Annotated in this window: 25 protein-coding genes and 1 tRNA gene; 23 read left to right on the top strand and 3 right to left on the bottom strand. The window is 47.5% G+C overall.

From position 1 onward, the window contains the following. Positions 1 to 18 precede the first annotated feature (18 nt). The 21 genes from pduA (at position 19) to ACKTR5_RS02205 (ending at position 17,263) form a co-directional block, all read left to right on the top strand. On the top strand, positions 19 to 294 hold the full coding sequence (pduA, locus tag ACKTR5_RS02305) for a propanediol utilization microcompartment protein PduA (RefSeq protein ID WP_407878846.1): 276 nt from the start codon (positions 19 to 21) through the stop codon (positions 292 to 294). Between the two features lie 18 nt (positions 295 to 312). After that, on the top strand, positions 313 to 939 hold the full coding sequence (gene pduL / locus ACKTR5_RS02300; protein WP_407878844.1) for a phosphate propanoyltransferase: 627 nt from the start codon (positions 313 to 315) through the stop codon (positions 937 to 939). A 20-nt stretch (positions 940 to 959) separates the two neighbouring features. Beyond that, positions 960 to 1,811, top strand: a complete 852-nt coding sequence (gene eutJ / locus ACKTR5_RS02295) for an ethanolamine utilization protein EutJ (protein ID WP_407878842.1) — start codon at positions 960 to 962, stop codon at positions 1,809 to 1,811. After that, entirely contained in the window at positions 1,808 to 2,317 is a 510-nt protein-coding gene (gene pduM, locus ACKTR5_RS02290; RefSeq protein ID WP_407878840.1) for a PduM family microcompartment protein, read from the top strand. Before eutJ ends, pduM begins: the two co-directional genes overlap by 4 nt. After that, positions 2,299 to 2,571: a EutN/CcmL family microcompartment protein gene (locus ACKTR5_RS02285; protein WP_407878838.1), complete on the top strand. Its 273-nt coding sequence runs from the start codon at positions 2,299 to 2,301 to the stop codon at positions 2,569 to 2,571. Before pduM ends, ACKTR5_RS02285 begins: the two co-directional genes overlap by 19 nt. A 10-nt stretch (positions 2,572 to 2,581) precedes the next feature. Next, on the top strand, positions 2,582 to 3,169 hold the full coding sequence (locus tag ACKTR5_RS02280) for a cob(I)yrinic acid a,c-diamide adenosyltransferase (protein WP_407878837.1): 588 nt from the start codon (positions 2,582 to 2,584) through the stop codon (positions 3,167 to 3,169). An 18-nt stretch (positions 3,170 to 3,187) separates the two neighbouring features. Beyond that, positions 3,188 to 3,661 (top strand): GlcG/HbpS family heme-binding protein, encoded by a 474-nt coding sequence (locus ACKTR5_RS02275; RefSeq protein ID WP_407878835.1) that lies wholly within the window; start codon positions 3,188 to 3,190, stop codon positions 3,659 to 3,661. Positions 3,662 to 3,663: 2 nt separating this feature from the next. After that, positions 3,664 to 5,091 (top strand): aldehyde dehydrogenase family protein, encoded by a 1,428-nt coding sequence (locus ACKTR5_RS02270; RefSeq protein ID WP_407878834.1) that lies wholly within the window; start codon positions 3,664 to 3,666, stop codon positions 5,089 to 5,091. A gap of 18 nt (positions 5,092 to 5,109) precedes the next feature. After that, positions 5,110 to 6,228 carry a 1-propanol dehydrogenase PduQ gene (locus ACKTR5_RS02265; RefSeq protein WP_407878832.1) on the top strand — a complete coding sequence of 373 codons (1,119 nt, stop codon included), beginning with the start codon at positions 5,110 to 5,112 and terminating at the stop codon, positions 6,226 to 6,228. Positions 6,229 to 6,243: 15 nt separating this feature from the next. Continuing rightward, positions 6,244 to 6,948 (top strand): MIP/aquaporin family protein, encoded by a 705-nt coding sequence (locus ACKTR5_RS02260; protein WP_407878830.1) that lies wholly within the window; start codon positions 6,244 to 6,246, stop codon positions 6,946 to 6,948. 24 nt (positions 6,949 to 6,972) lie between these two features. Further along, positions 6,973 to 8,175: an acetate/propionate family kinase gene (locus ACKTR5_RS02255; protein WP_407878829.1), complete on the top strand. Its 1,203-nt coding sequence runs from the start codon at positions 6,973 to 6,975 to the stop codon at positions 8,173 to 8,175. Between the two features lies 1 nt (position 8,176). Next, positions 8,177 to 8,530, top strand: a complete 354-nt coding sequence (locus ACKTR5_RS02250; protein WP_407878827.1) for a BMC domain-containing protein — start codon at positions 8,177 to 8,179, stop codon at positions 8,528 to 8,530. 108 nt (positions 8,531 to 8,638) lie between these two features. After that, positions 8,639 to 9,178, top strand: a complete 540-nt coding sequence (locus ACKTR5_RS02245; RefSeq protein WP_407878825.1) for a hypothetical protein — start codon at positions 8,639 to 8,641, stop codon at positions 9,176 to 9,178. Positions 9,179 to 9,199: 21 nt separating this feature from the next. After that, a complete protein-coding gene (locus ACKTR5_RS02240; RefSeq protein ID WP_407878824.1) occupies positions 9,200 to 9,634 on the top strand; it encodes a EutP/PduV family microcompartment system protein in 435 nt (144 codons plus the stop codon). A 22-nt stretch (positions 9,635 to 9,656) separates the two neighbouring features. Further along, on the top strand, positions 9,657 to 10,433 hold the full coding sequence (locus ACKTR5_RS02235; RefSeq protein ID WP_407878823.1) for an inositol monophosphatase family protein: 777 nt from the start codon (positions 9,657 to 9,659) through the stop codon (positions 10,431 to 10,433). Positions 10,434 to 10,675: 242 nt separating this feature from the next. Continuing rightward, complete coding sequence (locus ACKTR5_RS02230) at positions 10,676 to 11,347, top strand: hypothetical protein (protein ID WP_407878822.1); 672 nt, start codon at positions 10,676 to 10,678, stop codon at positions 11,345 to 11,347. A 626-nt stretch (positions 11,348 to 11,973) separates the two neighbouring features. Continuing rightward, positions 11,974 to 12,915: an alpha/beta hydrolase gene (locus ACKTR5_RS02225; protein ID WP_407878821.1), complete on the top strand. Its 942-nt coding sequence runs from the start codon at positions 11,974 to 11,976 to the stop codon at positions 12,913 to 12,915. Between the two features lie 144 nt (positions 12,916 to 13,059). Beyond that, complete coding sequence (locus ACKTR5_RS02220; protein WP_407878819.1) at positions 13,060 to 14,403, top strand: APC family permease; 1,344 nt, start codon at positions 13,060 to 13,062, stop codon at positions 14,401 to 14,403. 304 nt (positions 14,404 to 14,707) lie between these two features. Beyond that, the gene (locus tag ACKTR5_RS02215; protein WP_407878818.1) at positions 14,708 to 15,619 is read left to right on the top strand and encodes an exonuclease SbcC; all 912 of its coding nucleotides are present in this window, start codon (positions 14,708 to 14,710) and stop codon (positions 15,617 to 15,619) included. Further along, positions 15,619 to 16,710, top strand: a complete 1,092-nt coding sequence (locus tag ACKTR5_RS02210) for a hypothetical protein (protein ID WP_407878817.1) — start codon at positions 15,619 to 15,621, stop codon at positions 16,708 to 16,710. The genes ACKTR5_RS02215 and ACKTR5_RS02210 overlap by 1 nt, the downstream gene beginning before the upstream one ends. Positions 16,711 to 16,723: 13 nt before the next feature. Next, the gene (locus ACKTR5_RS02205; RefSeq protein ID WP_407878815.1) at positions 16,724 to 17,263 is read left to right on the top strand and encodes a dUTP diphosphatase; all 540 of its coding nucleotides are present in this window, start codon (positions 16,724 to 16,726) and stop codon (positions 17,261 to 17,263) included. Positions 17,264 to 17,308: 45 nt separating this feature from the next. On the opposite strand, the gene ACKTR5_RS02200 is transcribed toward ACKTR5_RS02205, so the two are convergent. Next, a complete protein-coding gene (locus ACKTR5_RS02200) occupies positions 17,309 to 17,995 on the bottom strand; it encodes a TetR/AcrR family transcriptional regulator (protein WP_407878814.1) in 687 nt (228 codons plus the stop codon). Positions 17,996 to 18,224: 229 nt separating this feature from the next. On the opposite strand from ACKTR5_RS02200, the gene ACKTR5_RS02195 reads away from it, so the two are divergent. Next, positions 18,225 to 18,298: transfer RNA gene (locus ACKTR5_RS02195), tRNA-Arg, on the top strand. Between the two features lie 406 nt (positions 18,299 to 18,704). On the opposite strand, the gene ACKTR5_RS02190 is transcribed toward ACKTR5_RS02195, so the two are convergent. Further along, positions 18,705 to 19,436, bottom strand: coding sequence for a CPBP family glutamic-type intramembrane protease (locus ACKTR5_RS02190; RefSeq protein WP_407878812.1), 732 nt, complete (start codon positions 19,434 to 19,436; stop codon positions 18,705 to 18,707). 448 nt (positions 19,437 to 19,884) lie between these two features. On the opposite strand from ACKTR5_RS02190, the gene ACKTR5_RS02185 reads away from it, so the two are divergent. After that, positions 19,885 to 21,894: a MucBP domain-containing protein gene (locus ACKTR5_RS02185; protein WP_407878810.1), complete on the top strand. Its 2,010-nt coding sequence runs from the start codon at positions 19,885 to 19,887 to the stop codon at positions 21,892 to 21,894. Positions 21,895 to 21,994: 100 nt separating this feature from the next. On the opposite strand, the gene ACKTR5_RS02180 is transcribed toward ACKTR5_RS02185, so the two are convergent. Beyond that, entirely contained in the window at positions 21,995 to 23,401 is a 1,407-nt protein-coding gene (locus ACKTR5_RS02180) for an MBG domain-containing protein (RefSeq protein ID WP_407878809.1), read from the bottom strand. Between the last annotated feature and the right edge of the window lie 61 nt (positions 23,402 to 23,462).

Raw genomic sequence — 23,462 nt, 5'->3', positions numbered from 1 at the left:
AAATTGGAGGAAACAAACATGAATAACGCACTTGGAATGATCGAAACAAAGGGCTTAGTTGCCGCAATCGAAGCCGCTGACTCAATGGTTAAGGCCGCTAATGTTGAATTAACTGGCTATGAAAAAATCGGTTCAGGGTTAGTAACCGTTATGGTTCGTGGTGATGTTGGTGCCGTTAAAGCTGCCGTTGATGCAGGAACAGCTTCCGCAGAATCTGTTGGCGATGTGTACGCTTCATACGTTATCCCTCGTCCGCATACAGATGTTGAAGCAATTTTGCCAAGTAACAAGTAAAACTAACGGGGTGGAACAATGGATGAGAATAAGTTACGCGCGTTAGTTAAACAAATCATTGAAGAAGAGACCCAACCGGGCATGCCCATTGGGGTCTCTAATCATCACGTTCACTTGAGTAAGGAAGACTTTGCCCGCCTGTTTCCAGGTCAAGAAATGACAAAGTTCCGTGACTTAAAGCAACCAGCTGACTTTGCGGCTAAGCAAACGGTTACGGTTGTCGGCCCTCGTGGTCGGGTGGAACACGTTCGGGTCTTAGGCCCTTGTCGTGAATACTCTCAAGTTGAATTGTCATTGACAGACGGGATTCAAGTCGGAGTGGACTTACCCGTTCACTTGTCTGGTGATTTAGACGGCGCTGCTAAAGTGATTTTAGAAACGAAGGACGCCCGGATCCCAGTTTATGGTGCCATTGCTGCGAAGCGGCACGTGCACATGAGCCTGGAAGACGCTAAGCAGTACGGCGTTTCTTACGGTGATGAAATCAGTGTTGAAGTGACAACAGGGAATCGGCGGTTGACGTTTAATGACGTGATTGCCCGCCCACGTGAAGACTTCGTGTTAGAAATGCACATTGACACGGATGAAGCAAACGCCGCAGGAATCAACAAAAATACCATTGCAAAGATTATTCCGAACAAATAAACCGTTAGGAGGGGACTGGCATGTTTGAAAAACAAGCAGCGCGCTTAGCCGCCTTTAACAGCCTTGTGACGCAAGCACCACATGTTGATCCTCAAGCGACGGTGACTGACCATTTGCGGGTTGGTGTCGATTTGGGGACTGCCACGATTGTGTTTGCGGTAATCAATGATGACGGTGAACCAATTTATGGTGAAGCGGTCCCAGATCAGGCAGTTCGTGATGGGGTTGTTGTTCACTATGGTGAGGCTGTCACCATTGTTCGTGCCATTAAGGCCCGGGCGGAAGCCGCTCTGGGCGTAACGTTGACCACCGCAGCTGGGGCAATTCCACCAGGTGTGAGTGAGTCAAATAGTAAGGCCGTGGCAAACGTCATCGAGGACAGTGGCCTGACGTGCACCAACATTGTTGATGAACCAACCGCTGCGGCCACAATGCTGGGCGTGACGGATGGTACGATCGTCGATGTTGGTGGTGGAACAACGGGAATCAGTGTCTTTAAGAACGACACGTTAAAACGGGTTGGCGATGAGCCGACTGGTGGCTACCACATGACGCTGGTTGTCGCTGGGAGTCAGCATTTGGATCACGCGGCAGCAGAAGTGCTGAAACGTGATCGGAAACGGGAAGACGACGTGTTTGCAGTCGTTCGCCCGGTGGTGGAAAAAATGGCTGCCATCGTTGCAAACGTGGCAGGTAACCAGCTGGTTGAACCCGTGATTGCGGTTGGCGGTGCAACAAACTTTCGTGAGTTTGCGCCCACCATGGCCAAAACGTTAGGCGTTCCGGTCTTAGCACTTGCGTATCCAGACTTCGTCACGCCGCTTGGGATCGCGTTAAGCGATTTAGGAGTTGCTGCGGAGGCGTCGCGATGAGTGATTCAGTAAGTGATGTGATTGCGGCGGTTATTGAGCGGTTGCAACAACGCGAACAAACGGTGACAACACTTTCGTTTGCTGACGTTGCCACGGCTGAAGAGACCCTGTTTCTCACAGCGGCAACCGTTGTGGTGACCGAAGTGCCCCCAACGGCGATTGCTGATTTATACCGGTTGACGACGACACCACTAACAACGTTTGTTCAGGCCGCATGGCGTGATCATGCCGCCGTGACGTTACAGTTAACGGTGGCAGATGTGAACCTTGTCCCGTGGCCGTTATTGACCACGTGGCCGGTCACCATTGCATTGCCGACGGGTGAAGTCTTAACGGCCCAGGAAGCAGCGGTGATAACCAGAAGTGATGTGTTGGGCCTGCCGTTACACGCTGTGCTGGTCAAACAGCACCGTCAGCGGCTGACCATGGCAGCACACGACGAACTATTAGCACAACACATTGAGGTACGTGAAAGGACGGATCAAGCATGTATATGGCAAGAGTGATTGGGAGCGTGGTCGCGACGCAGAAAGATGAGTCGTTAGTCGGGCGTAAGCTGATGATCGTGCAACCAATCGATAGCAACATGGCCGCTGTCCGTTCCGAGGAGGTCGCTGCTGATACAGTGGGGGCCGGCATCGGTGAACTGGTGTTACTCGTTCGTGGTGCAGGTGCCCGGAAGACACAAAATGAAGGGACACGGCCCCGGGACGTTGTGGATTCCGCTATTGTTGGAATTATCGACCGGTTTGATAAGTGAGGATTCAACCATGGGAATTTATACCAAAACGGGTGATAAGGGGACCACGGCCCTCTTCACCGTTGAACGGGTCAAAAAGTATTCTGACCGTGTTGAAACATATGGCACATTTGATGAATGCAACGCACAAATCAGTGTGGCAGAAAAGTTTTGTCAGCGTGAGGAAAACCGGGCGTTGTTAAAGTGGGTCCAGGAACGCATGTTCATCTTAGATGGTGAGATTGCTTCGGCAGACGCTGACCGCTTTTACGGAAAGAGCGACCGCATTGAGGACGCCGACGTAGCTCGCTTGGAACGGGTGATTGACGATTATACGGCAAAATTACCGGTGCTCCACGCGTTTATTTTACCGGGCACAAGCGTTGCCGGCGCCCATCTGCATTTATGTAGAACGGTGTGTCGGCGGGCTGAACGACTGTTAATTCGGTTAAATGAAGACAGACCGTTTCGTCCGGTCGTCCTGCGGTATGCAAACCGGTTGTCCGACTTTTTGTACATCGTTGCTCGTGATGAGGATGAAGCTGATCATCAAGAACAAATGTGTGATGAAATTGTCCGGCGGTACCAAGAAGCAGTTCAGGATCACCAAACACACTAAGTAAGGAAGTTAATAATAATGGCAATTGAAAACATTTTATCGAGTGTTCAAGCAGCATTTAAGAACCAAGATGGGACCGCAGTCTTTGACCGGGCCAACTTTAACAAAGTTTTTGATGCTTCAGAAGCAAAGGCTAACGAACTGGGTGTTGGCGTATCCATGTGCTTAATGGATGCTGCCGGAAATCCACTGATGCAATACCACATGACGAATGCCAACTTGGTTAGTATCCAATTGGCACCCAAAAAAGCGTGGTCTGCATTGGCAATGAAACAACCAACTAAAGAAGTTAGTGCTCAGATTCAACCAGGAGCACCATTATACGAAATGGAAACCATGCTTGATGGCAAACTTGTTTCGTTTGCCGGTGGGATTCCATTGATCGTTAATCAACAAATCATTGGTGCCCTTGGTATCAGTGGCGGTGCAGTCGAAGAAGACCAGGCAATTTGTGAAGCCGGTGTTCACCAGTTCTTAGAAGGGATTAAGTAGCGATGGCAGATTTAGAAGCGCAAATTAGACAAATCATTCAGGCAGAACTTCAACAGCAAGCTGCCGGTGAAACGACAACAACAGTATCAGCAGGGACAACGGCTGGTGGCCACCATGGGATTTTCCCAACGGTGGACAGTGCCGTAGCAGCTGCAAAGGCTGCTGAAGACCGGTTTGTGGATGCAAGTATCGAAACCCGGACAAAGGTGATTGACGCCATTAAAGAAGGGTTCCGTCCTTACATCGAACAAATGGCCACAGCCATTCATGATGAAACTGGGATGGGAACGGTTAGTGCAAAGATTGCGAAGTTAAACAACGCGCTCTACAACACGCCAGGACCAGAAATCTTACAACCAGAAGCCGAAACCGGTGACGGTGGTTTGATCATGTATGAATACGCACCATACGGTGTTATCGGGGCGGTTGGTCCAAGTACCAACCCATCCGAAACGGTTATCGCCAACGCAATCATGATGATTGCCGGTGGGAACACGGTCTTCTTTGGTGCTCACCCTGGTGCAAAAAACATTACCCGTTGGACGATTGAAAAGTTGAACGAGTTTGTTGCCGACGCAACGGGCTGGGAAAACTTGGTCGTTGGGGTTGAAGAACCAAGTATCGAAGCGGTTCAACAAATGATGAAGCACCCAGACATTGCCTTACTGGCTGTTACTGGGGGCCCAGCAGTTGTGCATCAAGCAATGACAAGTGGGAAGAAGGCCATTGGTGCCGGTGCCGGTAATCCACCTGCAATGGTTGATGCAACGGCCGATATTAAGCTTGCTGCCCACAACATTATCGATTCAGCGTCATTTGATAACGACATCTTATGTACTGCTGAAAAGGAAGTCGTTGTTGAAGCGTCCGTTAAGGATGAACTGATTCGCAACATGCAAGCAGAAGGCGCCTTCTTGGTAACTGACCCACATGACATTGAAAAATTAGCCACGATGACCATTACCAGTAAGGGAACACCTGACCGGAAGTTTGTCGGAAAGGATGCAACCTTCATCTTGGACCAAGCTGGAATCAGCTACACAGGTCAACCAGTGGAAATTATTCTGGAAGCTGCCAAAGACCATCCGTTAGTTGTAACTGAAAACTTGATGCCAATCTTGCCAATCGTTAGCTGCCCAGACTTCACCAGTGTGTTGAAGACGGCCGTTGAAGTGGAACAAGGCTTCCATCACACCGCGTCGATCCACTCACGTGACTTGATCCACATTAACAAAGCGTCACACCGGATGAACACGTCAATCTTCGTTGTTAATGGCCCGACTTACGCCGGCACAGGGGTTGGCTTTACTGGTGCGTCTGCATTAACAATTGCAACGCCAACTGGTGAAGGAACAACCACGGCGAAGTCATTTACACGGCGTCGTCGGTTGAACTCACCACAAGGGTTCTCCATGCGTAGTTGGAACTAATAAACGAGGTGACGCAAAATGGCTCGATTTACCATTCCGACAAAAATCATTGCCGGTTCAGATAGTTTAAACATGCTTCAAACTTTTACTAACCAACGGGTCTTCTTTGTGTGTGACCCATTCTTAGATGGCAGTGATACACTGAAGATGATCCAGGGACACTTGCCAAGTAGTGCAACCATCCAAACGTTCGCTGATGTTAAACCGAACCCACCGCTGACAAGCATTACAGCAGGGGTTAAGGAATACTTGGCCTTTAAACCAACGGTCATCGTTGTGTTGGGTGGTGGTTCTGCCATTGATACCGCCAAAGCCATTCGGAGCTTTGGTGAAAAGGTGAGTGGTGAGACGTTGAGTTGCTTTGTGGCGATTCCGACAACAAGTGGAACGGGCTCTGAAGTAACAAACACGGCCGTGGTTTCTGATGAAGCAAACCACGCCAAGTTCCCACTGATCAATGATCATTTAATTCCTGATGTGGCGCTGTTATACCCTGAACTGGTTGTTAGTGCACCTAGTTCTGTAACCGCTTTTTCCGGCTTAGATGTGATGACCCACTCACTAGAATCATTGGTGGCAAAGGATGCAAACCTGTTTACGGATGCGCTTGCTGAAAAGGCCATTGATGTTATTGGTCACGACCTGGTTGCTGTGTACCGTGACCCTGAAAACCTAGCGTTACGGCGGACGGTTCATGAGGCGTCAACAGCGGCTGGGTTGGCTTTTAACACCGCTGGCCTTGGGATCACGCACTCAATTGCGCACCAATTGGGGGCCCAATTCCACGTGCCTCATGGCTTGGCGTGTGCAATGATGCTTCCCCATGTGGTGGCATTTAATGCGCAGGATAAGACGGTTCAAGCGAAGTATGCTGCGGCCGCTCGTAAAGCCGGCTTGGCCAGTGCTGATAGCACAGACCGGATGGCTGTCCGTGAATTGATCCGGAAGTTGCAGACCATGATGCGGCAAATGAAGTGTCCACAAACGTTGGCGGCCTTTGGGGTTAAACCAGCGGATGCGAGAGCCGCATGTGCAACGATTGTTGCCGCTGCGAAAACAGATGGCACGTTCCCGGGGAATCCAATTGTACCAACAGATGAACAGCTGGCAGAAGTCTACCAGCAAGTGATTGAATAATTGGGGTGAAGACAAATGAGTGGCTTTTTAGGTGAGTTATTAGGAACGTTTATTTTGATCGTACTTGGGGCCGGGGTTAATGCGGGCCTGAACCTGAACAAAACGTACGGAAAAAACAACGGTAACTGGTTGTTGATCGCCTTCGGGTGGGGAATGGCCGTTACCATGGGTGTTTACGTGGGTGGCGCTGTCGGTTCTGACGCACATTTGAACTCAGCAGTAACCATTGGGATGGCGACGTTTGGTCTCTTCCCATGGTCACAAGTGCTCCCATACTTACTTGGTCAGTTCATTGGTGCATTCTTAGGTGCCGCACTGGTTGTGATTCATTACTACCCACACTTCAAGGCCACAACCACGAAGGACGGGAACACAGTTGGTAACTTTGCAACGGTACCTGCCATTGATAACCCATTGTTTAATTTATTAAGCGAAATTATTGGCACGTTTGTCTTTATGTATATTTTGCTAAACCTTGGGAACTTCACCACGGGGCTTAAACCATTGGTTGTTGGTTTCTTGATTCTGGCAATCGGGATGAGCCTTGGGACGACCACTGGGTATGCGATTAACCCAGCGCGTGACTGGGGTCCACGGTTGGCTTACACCATTTTACCAATTCCAAATAAGGGTGGTGCCAACTGGCACTATGCGTGGATTCCAATGGTCGGCCCACTGGTTGGTGGGTTGTTAGCAGCCGCACTATTTTCAGTTCAGTAATTGATAAAAAGAGGGACATAAATTATGAAACATAAAGTGTTAGCAATTAATTCAGGGAGTTCTTCGCTGAAATTCAAATTGTATGAAATGCCAACGGAACAATTTTTAGCAGCTGGCCAGATTGAACGGATTGGGAAGCCTGATGCGATGCTAACGCTGACGTACACACCGGCGGGGCAAACAAAATCCACACGGGTGCAACAAACAAAGGCCATTTTATCGCACAATGACGCGGTGGCCTTGACGATGCAAACGTTACTGGAAGAACACATCATTGCCTCACTGGATGAGATTGAGGGGGTTGGTCACCGGGTTTCAAACGGGGGTCAGTATTACCTTCACTCAGTCATCGTGGACGAAACGGTGGAGCAGCGGATTCAGGAATTGAGTACGCTGTCACCGCTACATAATCCGGTGAATTTACAGGGAATTAAAGCGTTTGGCGAGAAATTACCACAGGCAAAACAGGTGGCGGTGTTCGACACATCGTTTAACGCAACCATTCCAATGAGTAGTGCACTATATCCACTACCGTATGAATATTATGAAAAGTATGGAATTAAGCGCTTCGGGTTCCATGGACCGAGTCACCAGTACATTGCGGAAGAAACGCACCGTTTGGTTCCAACGGCGCGGAAGGTGATTAGCTGTCATTTGGGGAACGGTGCCAGTATTTCGGCCATACTGGATGGTAAAACGATCAATAATTCTATGGGCTTTACACCATTAGCTGGTTTGATGATGGGAACACGGTCCGGGGATATTGATCCGCAGATCATTCCGTTCTTAGAAGAACATGAAGGCATGGATTCAGCGGCCATTAAAAAGATGTTAAACGAATGCTCGGGGCTTCTTGGCGTTTCCGGAATTTCAAATGATCTACGGGAAATCGAAGAAGCCGCGGCAGCCGGAAACGAACGGGCGCGGTTAGCCCTAACGATGTATGTTCACCAGATCGTCTTCTACATCGGGGCTTACGCCGCTGATTTGGACGGTGTGGACGCCATTACGTTTACAGCAGGTGTTGGTGAACATTCCGCATTGATTCGGCGACTTGTCACCAACAAGTTGAAGTACCTTGGTGTTCAGATCGACCTTGAGAAAAACGAGGCCAATGAACAGCAAATCTCAACACCAGAAAGTGCCGTGACGGTCCTCGTTGTGCCAACGGATGAAGAGGTCGTCATTGCCCGTGATGTGACCCGGTTATTGGGGCTGGAGGGCTAAGATGGACGAACAGGAAGAAACACTTGAACGGGTGATTCAAGAATCTGTGCCTGGTAAACAAGTCACCATGGCCCACGTGATTGTTCACCCAGATGAGGAAATTTTTAATAAGCTGGGGATCGCGGATACATCAACGGCGCTTGGTTTGTTAACGATCACACCGGGTGAGGCGGCCGCAATCGCGTCCGATGTAGCCACTAAGGCAAGCGATGTGAACGTGATTTTCATTGACCGGTTTAGTGGCTCTGTCCTGGTTGCTGGGCAAGTGGATGCTGTCAAGGCGGCCCTCCTTGCATCGCAAACAACGTTGCAGCAGATTCTTGATTTTCGAGTTACGCCGCTGACGCAATCGTAGTTGGTTCAACCTTTGAGATACCCTTCACTTGTGTGTCTTTAGCGGACATGGTACTTTAAAACGTGAATGCAATGAAGCAGATACAAAAGTAAAGCGGGGAACAAACGCATGAACGAATCAAACGAGGAGCGCCAAGACCGGGTGTTTCACGACTATAACGCGCAACAAGTGGAAGCTTATGGTGCTTTAGACGAGTTAACGGCCTGGCTGGGATTGTGTCGCGTCCGGGCAATGAATAATGGGTTACGACCGTTTGACGCGGAGTTTAAAACGATCCAGCGGCTTCTGTTTTGCATTGGCGCTGATTTGACTAAGCCAGGCGAGACACCTGATACAGCAATGTTTCCAGGGGGCGCAGGTGAATGGCTCAAGGGGTTAACGACCCAGTATTCGGTCACACTACCAGAACTCCATAAATTTGTGGTGCCAGGTGGTAGTATTCAGGCAAGCGAACTACAAATTGCGCGGACACTAGCACTGAAGGCATACCGATCGGTGAAACTGGTTGCTGGTGCTTCGGAAGGATTAGCTGTCGATTTTTTAGAAACACTTGGCAACTACTTCTTCGTCATTGCCCGGTATGTTTACGTTGAAATGGGTGTTCAGGAAGAATTATTCGACGCCAGTGACCCAAACTGGCCGTTCTAACAGGTTGAAAGGGGTGGCGTCATGAAACGTCCACTATTGGTTGGTGCCGTTGGTTGCGGTAAGACGACACTCCACCAGCGCTTGGCTGGTGAGGCATTACGCTATAACAAAACGCAGGCGGTGGAGTTTTTCGATGACGCCGTTGATACACCAGGTGAATTTGTGGAACATCACCGGTTCTACAGCGCGCTGTCGGTAACGGCTGCGGAATCTGACGTAATCTTGATGTTACAAAGTGTTCTGGATCGTCGGCAGATTTTTGCACCTGGGTTTGCCACAATGTTTAATAAACCAGCCATTGGCATCATTACCAAGGTCGAGTTAGCGACGGATCAGGCGCAAATTGATGGCAGCGTGGAATTTTTACGAAGTGCCGGTGCTGACCGAATTATTTTGAGCTCAGCAGTTCAGGATATTGGCATGATGAACGTGGTGCACGCCTTAGATTTAGTTTAATTATGTAAAGGGGTCAACGAGCATGGAAAGAGCAGCACAATTGACATTGGCACAGGCCGTGACGAGTTGGCTGATTGAAGCCGTTGAACAATTACGACCCGGTGTTAATGGCATTGAGCGGGTCGCTGAAAAAAGTTCACGGAACGACCTTGTGACAAATGAAGATGAAGCGATTGAAACGTTTTTAGAGGCCAAGATTAGCGCAGCCTATCCAGAAGCTCAGATCATGGGGGAGGAAAATAAGCACGCGCGGCCACAAAATCTGCACGGCTTAGTTTTCTTTGTCGATCCCATTGATGGGACACTAAACTTTGTGAGAAAGCATGATTGTTTTGCGACGATGATCGGCGTTTATGAGGATGGAAAGCCGCTATTTGGGGGCATTCTGGATGTTATGAACAATGATTTATACTGGGGTGGCCCAGCCATTGGGGTTTATAAAAACGATCAAAAACTACCGCAACTCAAGAATACGCCGTTGGCAGATGGGCTAATTGGTGTTTCTTGGCGGCAACTGTACACCAACCGCTTTAACCTTGGGACGGTGGGTTACCATGCCTCAGGCGTCCGGATTTTAGGAAGCGCTGGGTTGGAGTTTGTACAACTGCTAAACGGGCGGCACGTGGGGTACGTTTCAACCCTGAATCCATGGGATTTTGCGGCTGGTTGTGTTCTGGCGACGACGTTAGGCCTCGAGGTGGGAACGGTGGCGAATCACCGCTTGTCACTGCTACGGCCAGAGGATTTCGTGGTGATGACCCCAGCGGCGATGGCAAGTTTTCGGGAACTGGCAAATTAAAAAAAGAGAGCGAAAGAAACCGCGGTTAGGCTCGCTCAGGTAACAACAAACAGCACTTATGGACGATTTTGGTCCATGAGTGCTGTTTGTTGTTACCTGAGGAAGGGCCTGCGGATTCTTTCGCGTTTTAATGACGTGAATTTCTTCCCTAATGTAGTTACCCAAGATTTATCAAAACGTTTTATGAAAACGCTTACAATTACGGTTAGTTTATGCTACGCTTTTATTGAGGGGTGATAACAATGATTAATCGTGAACTAAACTGGCAAGTTGCTCAACAAGCAGAGTACTCACATGATGTTAATAATGGGTCGATCGTCGACTTACCAACACGGCCGTACATTGTGCTATCGGGGACGGGTAACGCCAATCCGAATAATCGTGATTTTATTGCCCGGGCAGACGCGCTGTACCGGGTCGCAGATTACTTAGCGGCGGCACCAGAACATAATTTGGAGATTGAGGGGTACGAACCATTCCAACGGTATCCACTACAGGCAATGTGGGAGCGGGTAACACCGGGCCGGGACGCTGAATGGCGGTATCAATTGATGATTCAGCAGCCGACGTTCATTACAAAAGAACTCCTACAAACAGTGGAGTTTAACATTACTGACGTGGACCAGTCTTACTTATGGGACATCCGGTTACTGCACTTTTCAGAAGGCTTAGAAGCGCAGATCGGTAGCGTGGGTCTGATTAACCGAATGGGACCGACAAACACGAAACTACAGCAGTTTATTAAGGATGCCGGTTACCGGTCATTGGCCGCTGAGAGTTGGCACATGGAACTTTATTTGGATGATGTTGTGCACACCCGTGGTGAAGAATGGCACACCATTTTACGGAACGGGATCGAACCGATGGACATCAATAAAGTGGTGAACAGTGGGCTGACGATTACCAAGGGGTAATTGTCGGTGGTCGTTGTTATTCCAATAAAAATCAGGAACGCGTTTACATCAAAAAAGGATCAGTCTAAAATCGCAACGGATTTTGGACTGACCCTTTTGAATTTGACATCTTTTTGATACAAATATTGATGGCAACATCGGCTAAAATAAACATACAGACGGTTTGTAAGTTAGCTACTTGCAGACGTTTTAGCTGGTACGGGTGTTACCAATCCTCATCTTCACCAATCTCAGTAAAGGGGTGAGGATCGATGACAGGAGTTTGTGTGGATGATGGCGTAGCTTGCTGTGTTCATTTATATCGTGGCCCGGGCAATCGTGTGACTTGCCCGGGCTTACGACATCATCAAAAAAGCTAACCGCCATTAGCGGTTAGCTCACACAAAACACCTATCCCAGCGGGTAGTAAGTGATCTAACCACTTACTACCCTTCCATTGATTTATTATATCAGGTTTTGCCCAGTAGGTAACGACTTGAACTGGGGATGTGCTGGTTAAACGGCACATCTTTTTTGTTCCTTTTAGGTGTTAAACGTTAGGAGGTCTATAATTAAAGTAACGATTATGACGCATAAGGTTAACGGTATAAGCATTAAAAGCGTGCGCCATTAATGGGGAGGATGTTATGAAAAAGAGAACCAAACTGGGGTTGTTAAGCATCATTGCGCTGGCGGTTGCTTTGCTGATTGGTGGAACGTCAGCAAGCACCAAAATCAAGTACGTTCAGTCATCCGCACCAACACTGTTTTTTCATGGTGGCGGAAGTAACTACCATGCGGAAGAGCACATGGTGAATGCGGCCAAGGCGGCTGGGGTGACCAAAACGGTAATCGTGGCGTTTGTCAGTAAGACGGGGAAGGTGCGCCTACAGGGAACGATTCCTAAGAACGCAGTGAACCCAATCATTGAGGTGAACTACGAAGATAACCGGCAACTAGACTACGAAAAACACGGTGAGTGGGCGAAAAACGTGGTCGTTGCATTGCAAAAGCAATATCATTTTCATGAAGTGAAAATGGTGGGGCATTCGTTAGGAAATATTTCCCTGCTCTATTACATGTTGGAATACGGCCAGGACAAGCGCTTACCCAAGCTGGTTAAACAAGTGGACATCGCGGGTCATTTTGCAGGGCTAAACTTTAGCGGAATTCCGGACGGAATCCGTCAGCCGGCGGGGATGACCCTTGATCAAAACGGTAAACCAAATAAGATGAACACAACGTATACGGAAATGACGAAGCTGCGGCACACCTTCCCGAAGCATCAGGTGGACGTGTTGAATATTTATGGAGATACTGGCGGGGCAACGGATGGGACGGTGCCAAACGTGTCCTCGAAGTCCCTCCGCTATTTGATTGCGGGACGGGCGAAATCGTATACCGAAAAGAAATTTACTGGTAAACGCGCTAAGCACACGTTGCTGCATAACAATACCCAGGTTGATCAAACGATGATTACCTTTTTGTGGGGGGAAATAAGAGGAGTGAACGGGCTTGCCTATCGGAAAGTTGTATTTGTAACTAATTTACTTCACAGGGCTAGCATTGCGCAGTTGTTTTTGGCATAATGTTCTGTTGAGTGAATCATTCTGAACATAACCCCAAAAGGGCATAATGAAGTGGATCAACTGACCGATGGGTTGATCGTGGGATGGCGCCATGCCTGTGCGCCATCTTTTTGTTTGGCATAACGGGAGAAAAAGAGGTAACGAATGGAAGAACACGCAGAGCAGTATGGACTGAAAAAAACACTGGGCTTTTTCCCGGCCTTATCAACTGTGATGGGAACCGTGATTGGTGCGGGGGTCTTCTTCAAGGCCGCCGCGGTAACGACATCTACGGGAACATCAAGTATGGCCATGTTTGCCTGGTTTCTTGGTGGGATCATCACGATTTGTGCCGGGTTAACGGCCGCTGAACTTGCCGCCGCCTTTCCTGAAGCCGGTGGGATGACACGGTACATTGAACGGACATATGGTCACTTCTGGGGCTTTTTAGCCGGCTGGGCGCAGGCAGTGATTGCGTTTCCTGCTAACATTGCGGCCATTGCGATTGCATTTGGGACTCAGTTTACGAATTTATTTGGGCTGAACGCACACCTGATCGTGCCAATTGCAATGTTGATGGCATTGTCACTGCTGTTGATCAATTGGATCAGTGCGCGGGCTGGTGGCTGGGTGACCTCCGTTGCACTCGTGGTTAAACTGATTCCGCTGGCTTTGATCGTCCTGCTTGGGTTCTTTCATTCCGGTGGCGTCGATTTCTCACTGTTTCCGGTGGTTGCCGGGGCCCATCTTGGCTTCTGGACAGCACTAGGAAACGGTTTACTGGCCACGATGTTTGCGTACGACGGGTGGATGCACGTTGGAAACATTGCCGGTGAAATGAAGAACCCCAAAAAGGATTTGCCACGGGCGATTGCACTAGGAATCGGGTTGGTCATGGTTGTTTACCTGCTGGTCAACGCAGTATTTTTATTTGTTGAACCCGTTAGCCGGGTGGCCGGGAACCTAAACGTTGCGGCTGACGTTGCGAAAATCATTTTTGGCGGCGTGGGTGGTAAGTTTATTACCATTGGGATCTTGGTTTCAGTTTATGGTGGCTTAAACGGCTACATCATGACGGGGATGCGGATTCCGTACGTCATGGGTGTTGAACATAAACTACCGTTTGGAAACGCATTTGCCTCACTGAATCGGGCCGGCGTGCCGTGGTTTGCTGGTCTTGCTCAGTACGCGATTGCTTTCTTAATGATGTTATCTGGTGCGTTTGACGCCATCACGAACATGTTGGTGTTCGTCGTGTGGATTTTTTACTGCATGTCGTTTGCGGCGGTCATGATTCTACGCCGGCGCCAACCAGAGTTACTTCGGCCCTACAAAGTTCCGTTGTACCCGTGGATTCCGCTGGTGGCCTTAATCGGTGGAGTGTTCATTTTGGTGAACACCGTGTTTACTCAGTTCACGACAACGGCCATCGGGATCGTGGTGACCTTACTGGGGATTCCGTTCTATTATTATTTGAATAAAAAGTGGCACTTTACGAAGGCAGAATAACGGCTTCGTCAGAGCGTCTGCGCTTAACTTGGTGAGAAAAATTCACGAGTTAGGCGCTTTTTTTATGGAAATTTATCGCGGCGGTGCGGTGATTTTACTTTTAAAATTAATAAGATGGGGATAATTATTACTCGCGGTAAAATGGTCAACTGGTGGTGGCAATGACGAATTGAAACAATTGCAAAATAAAGCTAAATGATTCCTTAAGAATTAGGTGTTTCCGGTGCTGCGAGAATTGTCGCACCGGGGGGATTAGTGTACGATAGACATAAGTTAACTGAAATTAGGTAAGGGGTAAGACGGCATGGAAAATCCACAAGCAAATGAAACCGCACCACGGAAAGTACGCCCGGAATTATCCGGTAAGCTCGGCCAAAAATTACGTTACCTGGACGAACTGACGAACGCCATTGATAATTTTGACGATCGCCAGGTGTACGAATTGGTTGATCCAAAACGGTATAATACGCTGGTTCGTGGCAACCAGCAGGCAGAAACAAATCATTTAGCAGACTTGGTAACAGATTTGCACCAGGACTTGAGTCACTACTTAAGTGTTGAACTGATTGCCTACCTGAAGCAAACTTACCCATTTTTCTACGTTGAAGAACCCACACCTGGACACTTTGATGTGTTCTTTGGAAATTGGTGGGACAGACGTCAGTTTGGGGAATTAGATGTTTTAAACGCCCGGTTCGTGTTCGATAGTGTGGAATACGACAAGCTGACGAAATCGTTTGAACTGGAAGCAGAAAACAAGAACTACAACTCGGATCGAATTAAAGGGATTGCGGAAGAAAACCAGGCCTTACAGGATCTGGTGGACGGCCAGGAACAACGTGATCTTGTGAAAGAACGGTTGCGGTCCGAATTAAAAGAGCTGGGTGAAGCACGGACACTGTTTAACGGAAATCAATCTAAGCAAGAACGGCAGGAAATCTTGGATCAATTGACAGAACTTGCGAATGAGGATGACCGCGCGAATAATGCTTACAAGGGTATGAAGGCCAATGAGGACGAATCCCTCGTCTTGTCCAAAGAAGACACCATTTTAAGCTACGAAAAGCAGGCCATTCGTAAGGTGTTTGGTGACTTTAGTACCTTTAAAGATCGGAACGAGCGTCTGTACGTGGATTACATTAGCCATTTGATTGGTAAGGGAATCGAAAGCAAGGATGAAACACAGCTAACAAATGATGGCGGGGTGAACTTTTGATGGACAAGGATGAATTAGAGGGGCAGGCAAGTGCTAGCGCAATGAATAGCTCAGCAGCAACGAGCACGGCGGATGCTACAACGAGTGAAATTGATCCGATGGCAACCACGGTTTATCGGCCAACGACCAGTCAGTCTGCGGCGCCGGCTGAGCCAGCCCAAAAGCGCCCAGAGCCAACACCATTATCACCGAGCCAACGGTTCCGAATTTACAATAACAACATTAAAGACGGGATTCGTAACGGAATTAAGTTCACTCAGCACCTGGATCAATTAACGGAAACGACGTCGACCGATGAGCTTCTGGTAGCTGCCACAGCGCTGTTTTCATTTACCATGGATACGGACTTTGTGACCTTTCCACACCAGTACAGTGCGGCTGATTACTACCTCTTATTTATGGGACGGCTGTTAGAATTACACGATCAAACGGGATTAAGTTTGACCAGTGCAGCGGATCATGAGGAACTCAGCATGAGCTTAGCGGCGTTGGGAGATAAACCAGCGTTCAAGTTTGTGTTGGTTGGCGGTCACAATGGTGGGGCCTTCTTTACAGATCGCGCTTCTGGGTTGCATTTGTTCTACCTTAACCTGGAACGCCAGCAGTTGCGGTTTAACAGTAAGGCATTCGTCGACCTCTTTGCGGTGACCTTGAATGATCAGGTCGCAGCAGACCGTATGGCCGGGATCAATGCTCTGATTACGTTTGCAAAGGACCTCGAACACGATTACAACTTCTCCGTTGATTACAACTTGCTTGAAGCAACGAACGGGACGCAATACAAAACGAAGCACGCAATCTTGCCAGCTGGAACGGTTGACCGGTTATTCGTGGCTTCTGCTGATAGTCACTACATGTTGCAAAATGCGCCGGAAGGTAACGGGGCCGTCATTGAACTTGAAGATGGTTTGGTGTTTGGCATTGTTAATGCTGGTTCTGTAACGGAACCGCGGTGGGTCATGACTACAACCGATCCAGATAACAACGTGTCGCTAATGAACGTGTTGCTGCATTATAAGTTTATTTGCCAGTGGTACCTGGATAACCGGGCTGACCTAGAAATTCAGTCTGATCCATTGATCTTTGCGTAATGAGGGAGAAGCGATGTTAGATATTGCCATGCTGCTAAGGGAATGTATCGAGTTCGATCAGCAAGTTAGCAGCGAAAAGCAAATTCGGTGGACACGTGAGCAAAGTTTGCAGAATGCGTACGTGGCGCTAACCGTCGAACTGGCTGAAATTGCCAATACTAGTGAATGGTTTAAGGTGTGGAAGACCCAGCGGGGGAAACATAACCCGGGGCAAACACCGCGTGAGACGTTATTAGAAGAGTATGTTGACGCGTTGGACTTCTTTTTACTGATCTTCCATAAACAACAGTGGACACACTTAACGGTGTTGACGCCCGAGGAATTGACTAAACTGACAACGGGCCCGACCATGGACCTTAATAAGACTTACTTAGCCATTAATCGGATGGTGTTAGCCAGTCTAACGGAACACCGGCAGGGTGATTTTGGTCATGCCTGGCACCTGTTTTTAACCATGGGCCTTCGTGGATTCGGGTTTTCACAAGATGAAATTCAAGCTGCGTACCAGGCCAAACGTGAGAAAAATTTGGCGCGGCAAGCAACCGGATATTAAAAAGCTTCGACCAGTGGTGGTCGAAGCTTTTTTTGTGGATTATGATTAAACGCTTGCATGCCATTCCGATTGTGTGGGGGCAGTTGCTAGTTGTGGTTCTGTATAGAAAAAGTCGGTAAACGTGACCTTTTCAGGGTGTTCGCTATTAATCAGTGTCATCATTTTATGAACTGAACTGGTCATATAGTGCGGTGTATAAATCATGCCGTTAGCCAGCCAGTTTTTGATGAGCCCGATATAGGCAGAGACGGTGAACGAAATCTGAATGCTGATCGGCACGTCAAGGTCAACAAACTCTGCCTGAAAGGCATCGTGAAAGCGTTCCAAATCAGTCGTTAACCGCGAGAAGAGCTGCCGTTCAAATAGTCCGTTTTCTTGCGTGTTTAAAAGGACGTTGAACATCTGTGCTTCACTTTCGATGTAGCTGAAAGCGGCGTTTAATGAAAACCGCGTGCGTGACTGTTCCGACGGCCTGGTTCCCATTGATGATGGCAGGGGCACCTCTGTAATAACCACCTCAAAAAAGTCATCCAAGATTTCCGTCATGGCGCGCGAAATAAAGTCACGTTTATCTTTGTAGTGTAAATAAAAGGTACCACGGGTAATGTGCGCAGTTTCAGTGATTTTCTGAACACTGATATTTTCGATTTTATACTGCTGCATCAAGCTGATCAGTGCAACTTTCAAGCTAGACCGCGTCTTAACGACCCGTGGGTCTAAATGTTTTCCCATTCTTAAAACCCCCAGTGAAACGATTAGTAGACAGCTCATTGATAATCGTTTACAAACCCCATTATATAAGAAATGAAAGCGCTTCGTCAACTAACAGAATAAGGATATTTGACATTTCCGTAAGCGCTTTAGTTTTACGAAAACTGAGAAGAAGTGAAAACGTTAATTGACACCGGCAAAGCAGTTTTTTATACTTAAATAGTTGGTGTCACTTGCTGAACACCGTTTCGCAGCAGTAGCTCAGTTGGATAGAGCATCGGTCTTCTAAACCGAGGGTCGTGGGTTCGAATCCCACCTGCTGCATCTTAATTACGAGTGGTTAAGCTTTGATTGAAGGTCACGTTTAAGACGTGGCCTTTTTTTGTGATTTTTGTTGAATTTCAGCAGGATGATCATGTGTTTATTGCAGTGGGTTAGGTGGGCCCATTATATGAGTTACAGTGGTCACAATTATTAGGTAACTGGGTGTTGACGGCGGTGACAAGAAATCTTAACACGAGCGGTATCACAATGTTTGTGCGTAGTAGAATTGGTGATAACTGGTGGCGCATTGCCAACCAATGCGGTGACAATATGTACAGTTTGGCGGCTTTAATGGGCAGTCAATTGATGACGTTATTTATCCCGGATAAAATTTTATATTATTAGCAAAAAGGCTCTAACTTCCTAAATCCATGGGAGGTTAGAGTCTTGTGTGTAGTACAAATAGCTAATTGGTAAGAAATGCAATTGTAAAGAACAAGGTATCAAATGCAAAGTGAATCGTATATGGAATTAATATATTTCTAGTTCTAATAAACGATCCTGTGACGAAGAATCTAAGTGCCCCCATGATGAGTAACATCTGTGGTAAATTCCAACTGTAGGCCTCAAAGTGTGCTAAACCAAAGATAATCATTGATAAAAACAGTGCTAAGTAAATACTGGTATTTCTCTTCATATTCAAGTGCTGGTAGAAGATTACGGCAAATCCAATAAATACGGGAATAGCAAATAGTTCCTCATTAAATAATGAAAATAGATCATTAATAGTTTGTATTAAATATGGTAAAAAGGACGTGTCCTGAGAACTGCTTGCGTCCGCGGTAACGTTAAGATGCAGCAAGCTGAATACAACTTGCCCCATAAAAATGGCATAGAACACAGCACCAAAAAAGTATAATAACCATGGTTTCCAGTTAGCCCCAAAATCCCCCTGGAATAAGTCTTTGAGGTTGCTACCTAGTAACCATTTTATGGTGAGGATAAATAGTGACAAGGGTAGCAACGTCACGGTGATAAAATGTAACACTGGTTCTTTGAAATCAACACCATATTCGAAGAACAACATTAATCCAGTGATTAGTATGGGCAACATTATCAGATAGATTGCTCGTGATAAAGATAATTTTCCGTCAATAATTGGTAATTTACCATGACTCTTTTTTTCAAAAATAGTCATAAAAAACACTCCCGTCCATGAAGAACATATATTTAGTTGTTTCATCATAATATCTATCCACTTTGTCTATGTAAAAATATACTCAACAATTATTGGCTGGATTTCAGGATAATATATAAAAGCTCTAACTTCCACTGATATCAAAAGATTTTGGAAGCCATGCGAATCCAACCTGCTGCATCTTACTTACGACTAGTTTAGCTTTGATCGAAGGTCACATTTAATATGTGGCCTTTTTATGACTTCTGTTGCTTTTTTTCGTCATTTCATAAAAAAATGTGCAAAATATTTTAAAAATATTGTTGAAAATAATCTTTTTAATGCTTAATAATTTATACTATTGAAATTTTTGACGAATAATGAGTACAATACAATTGTTGTAAAGCAATTTTTAGACGATTACTTCCAAGTGACCTGTCGGTTAAAAGTATGCAAAGGGGAGAGCACAATGGCGTCAAAGAAATTTAAAATGTATAAACAGGGGAAAAATTGGGTGGTTGCCGCCACAATTCTGGGGTCAACGCTAGCACTGGGGACTCAGGCGGTTAAAGCAGATGTTACGACGACACCCGTTACCGCGGGGGACACAACAAATAAGACGGTGGCGACACCTGCCTCATCAGGAACCGTAACGTTGAGCGCCGCTAGTCAAGCTGAGTCATCAGCAGCTTCGAATAGCCCAAGTGGATCAGCCACGTCTGCGACGACATCAGCAACATCATCAACAGTTAACGGTGCAACGACGCCAAAAGTGTCAGTAAGCACTGCTGCGACGGCGCCAACGGTAAACAACTTAGGGGTTGTTAGTGACGCGGTCGCTGAGAAGACGCAAACAGATGCGGCGAACACCTATGCAACAACTGGGCAACCACAGATGATTACACGGACGGACGCAACCACGGCCGATTCAAGTGCTGCGGGGACTCAGCGTGCATTACCCGCAGGTGATACCTTGTCAGATCCAGCATTCTTTTCTAAAATGTATACGGATCCTAATCCAGCACACTATGCCATCACAGTAACAGCAGTTAGCGATGGGAGTTATTTGATTTCTAGTACCAATCGGACTGGGGATGGAACGGTTTATGTCTACGAATTTGCTAAAAGTGGTGATTATTTGGGCGGATACAAAATTCCCACAGGGCAAAGTGTGACATCTGCTCACTTCGGTTTCATTTATCGTAGCGGGGACCAAGAAGTGGCCTTTGATAATAATCATCACTTCCAAGTTTATTTAATGGATGATGCAAGGACTGCTCAACAAGACCGGTATTACTGGATTCCACAAAAATTAACACAAACAATTTCATATGTTGACGAAAGTGGGCAACCCATTGCTGCTCCAGATCAGCAGATCGGAATGTCCTATCAGCAGTATACAACGGTGCCCATTACCATTCCTGGCTATACGTTGGACCAAACCAAACTGCCTCAAAACCAAAATGGGAGTTTGTCACAATTTGTAAAGGGCTGGCACGGGGCAGTAGACGTTATTGAAGGCGTGAACGTCGCGTATCAGCAAATTGATGATGCCGGAACCGTTATTGCAACAATTACCGATCAACATTTATATGACCACACGGGAACGACAACAAAGTCGTTTACGTTAGCCTATAATGAATCGATGCCGGATGCCTATGAGACAAATGATGTTTACGGATGGCCACACAAGATTGTTCTTGCAAACCCGGTTGTCAAAGGGAGCAATGACGTTGTTTATGTCTACGAATCAAATTATTCAATCACGAACACCAAGACCATCCATGAAACAATCAACTACCTTGATACTGACAAGAACGTGGTTGCACCGCAACAGGTAGCCCAACCAATTACGTTTATGACGGTCCACAATAGTGGTGACAACACGGACACGGTGTACTATTCAGCGACCGCGACGAGTGGTACGATTGACCCCGCCACCGGGATTCCAACCGGGAGTGATTGGACAAAGGGCGACTCCGCCACGTTTGCCGCAGTGCAGAACCCAACCGTGACTGGTGATCATGTGATTAGTAATGACGCTCCTAGCTCTGACTTAACGCAGGTCAGTGGGCAAACGGTAACCAGCACGAGTGCCGATGGGGTGTACACGGTGGTGTACGCAAAGGATGACACGACGCCAAGCAATCCCGACACACCAGGGACGCCATCAACGCCAACGACGCCAACCAACCCAGTAACACCAAGTACACCGGCGGCACCACAAACGCCAAGTACACTGGTTGGCCCTGCCACACCAAAGACACCTGGGGTAAAGAATACGGTAACACCAGGAACGCCGGTGATGACAGCGGCTAAACCAGCACCAAAGGTAACCTTAACAGCATCACCAAAGCAGGCAACGCTGCCAGAGACTGACGCAACTGAACAACCAGCATCAATGGGCATCATTGCGATGATCTTGGGCTTGTTCAGTGCACTAGGTTTGATTGGTGGCTTGAAGCGGAAACAACGTTAAGACTAACTTCATTTATTTACAAAAAGGCACTAACTTTCCAAAAATGGAAGGTTAGCGCCTTTTTGAATTTATATTTACTCGGTAAACGGATCGAAAGCAATTAGTGACGTTTCCTGGTGAGGATGCTGATACTACTGATTAATCCAAGCAATCCTAAAAGGATAATGTTAGTAACCGGCGTTGCAGCCGTCTCTGGTAGAGTGGCTGCGTGCTTTAATGGCTCGTGATGCTGTTGATTAGTTTGTGGATGACCCGCGACGAAAGCTGGTGTTGCGGAAGTGGTCAGTGGCGATGTTTCGGGAGTTTCGGGCGTTAAATCGACGTGAGTCTGGTCGCCTGTACCTGTGGGTCCGTTTTGGGGAGTGGTGCCTGAAGTTGTTGGGGTCGTTGGCTTAACGGGCCGATCCTTCACAATCAGGTTGACCAGTGTCGTTTGGCCATCCGCGGCGGTTAAACGGACTTTATAGGTACCAGGAATGGTTAGATTGGCCGTTGATAAATCAACCTGAACCGTTTGATTTGCCCCGTCTTTTCCGATGGCTGTCCCATCAAAACTCGCCGTTGTTGGCGTCGGGTCACCCACGTACATGGTGAAGTCGTGGCCCGAGATGGACTGCTGATTGGCCAAAATTGTGAAGAGACCTGTCTTTGTCGTTACTGCATAGTTAGGATTGCGACCACTATCAACGGAAATGGTGTAAGTGCCCGGCGTTTCTCCAGGGGTTCGGACAAGCGTGTACGCCAACGTGTCACCGGCAACCAACCCGGTGTTTGGTGCGCTGGTTGCTTTCTGATTAATGCTGGCAGTTAGCACTGGATCAGGATCACCAACGTATTTCGAAGAGGAAAGTGGCGTGATGGTGACTGGGCGAGGCGTAATGGTGAAGTAGGCACCGGTCCAGAGGTTGCTTGTTGGGAAATCAATGTTGCCATGGTTAGCAATGGTTAAGGCTTCAAAAAAAGCGTCACTAAAGTAAAGTTTGTATGAGCCAACGTTGGCACCTGGGTCGCGGAAAATGGCGTTTGCTGGAATGGCCGCTGGAATTTGTAAGAACTTTCCAGGAAGGCCCAACGAACCAAGATAAGTTTCCGAGCCATTAGTCGTTGTAACCGGATAAGTATAACTACCATCCGCATTCTGGATGGGTGCCCCGATGGTTGAAGACTGTTCGCTAGTTGGTTGAGCGACACTAGCCGTTGGCGTTGCAGCAGGGGTGTTTTGTTTTGACTGTGCTTGTGTTCCTTGGTCGGTTTCATTACTGGTTCCGGTAACTGAGGAGGCCGCAGTAGCTGGCCGCGGTGTTGATGTCGCTGGTGTGGTTTTTAATGGGACACAGTTTGAATCCGGTGTTGTTAGATTTGTGGACGACTGCGAAGAAACGGGCGTGGTGATTGAACCAGTTGACTGAACATCTGCATGACCATCTGCATGACCATTAATTGATGTCGTCATTAAGCTAAGGGTGACACCACATGCTAAAGAAAATGCGAGTTTTGTTGCGTGCATTTAATTGTCCTTCTTTTTTGTTATCAGCTTTTACTGTCATCAGTGTTTGGACAAGAACGAA

Origin of the sequence: Furfurilactobacillus entadae, from assembly GCF_045862745.1 — a bacterium.
Taxonomy (GTDB): Bacteria; Bacillota; Bacilli; order Lactobacillales; family Lactobacillaceae; genus Furfurilactobacillus; species Furfurilactobacillus entadae.
This window is presented reverse-complemented; position numbering and strand designations above follow the sequence as displayed.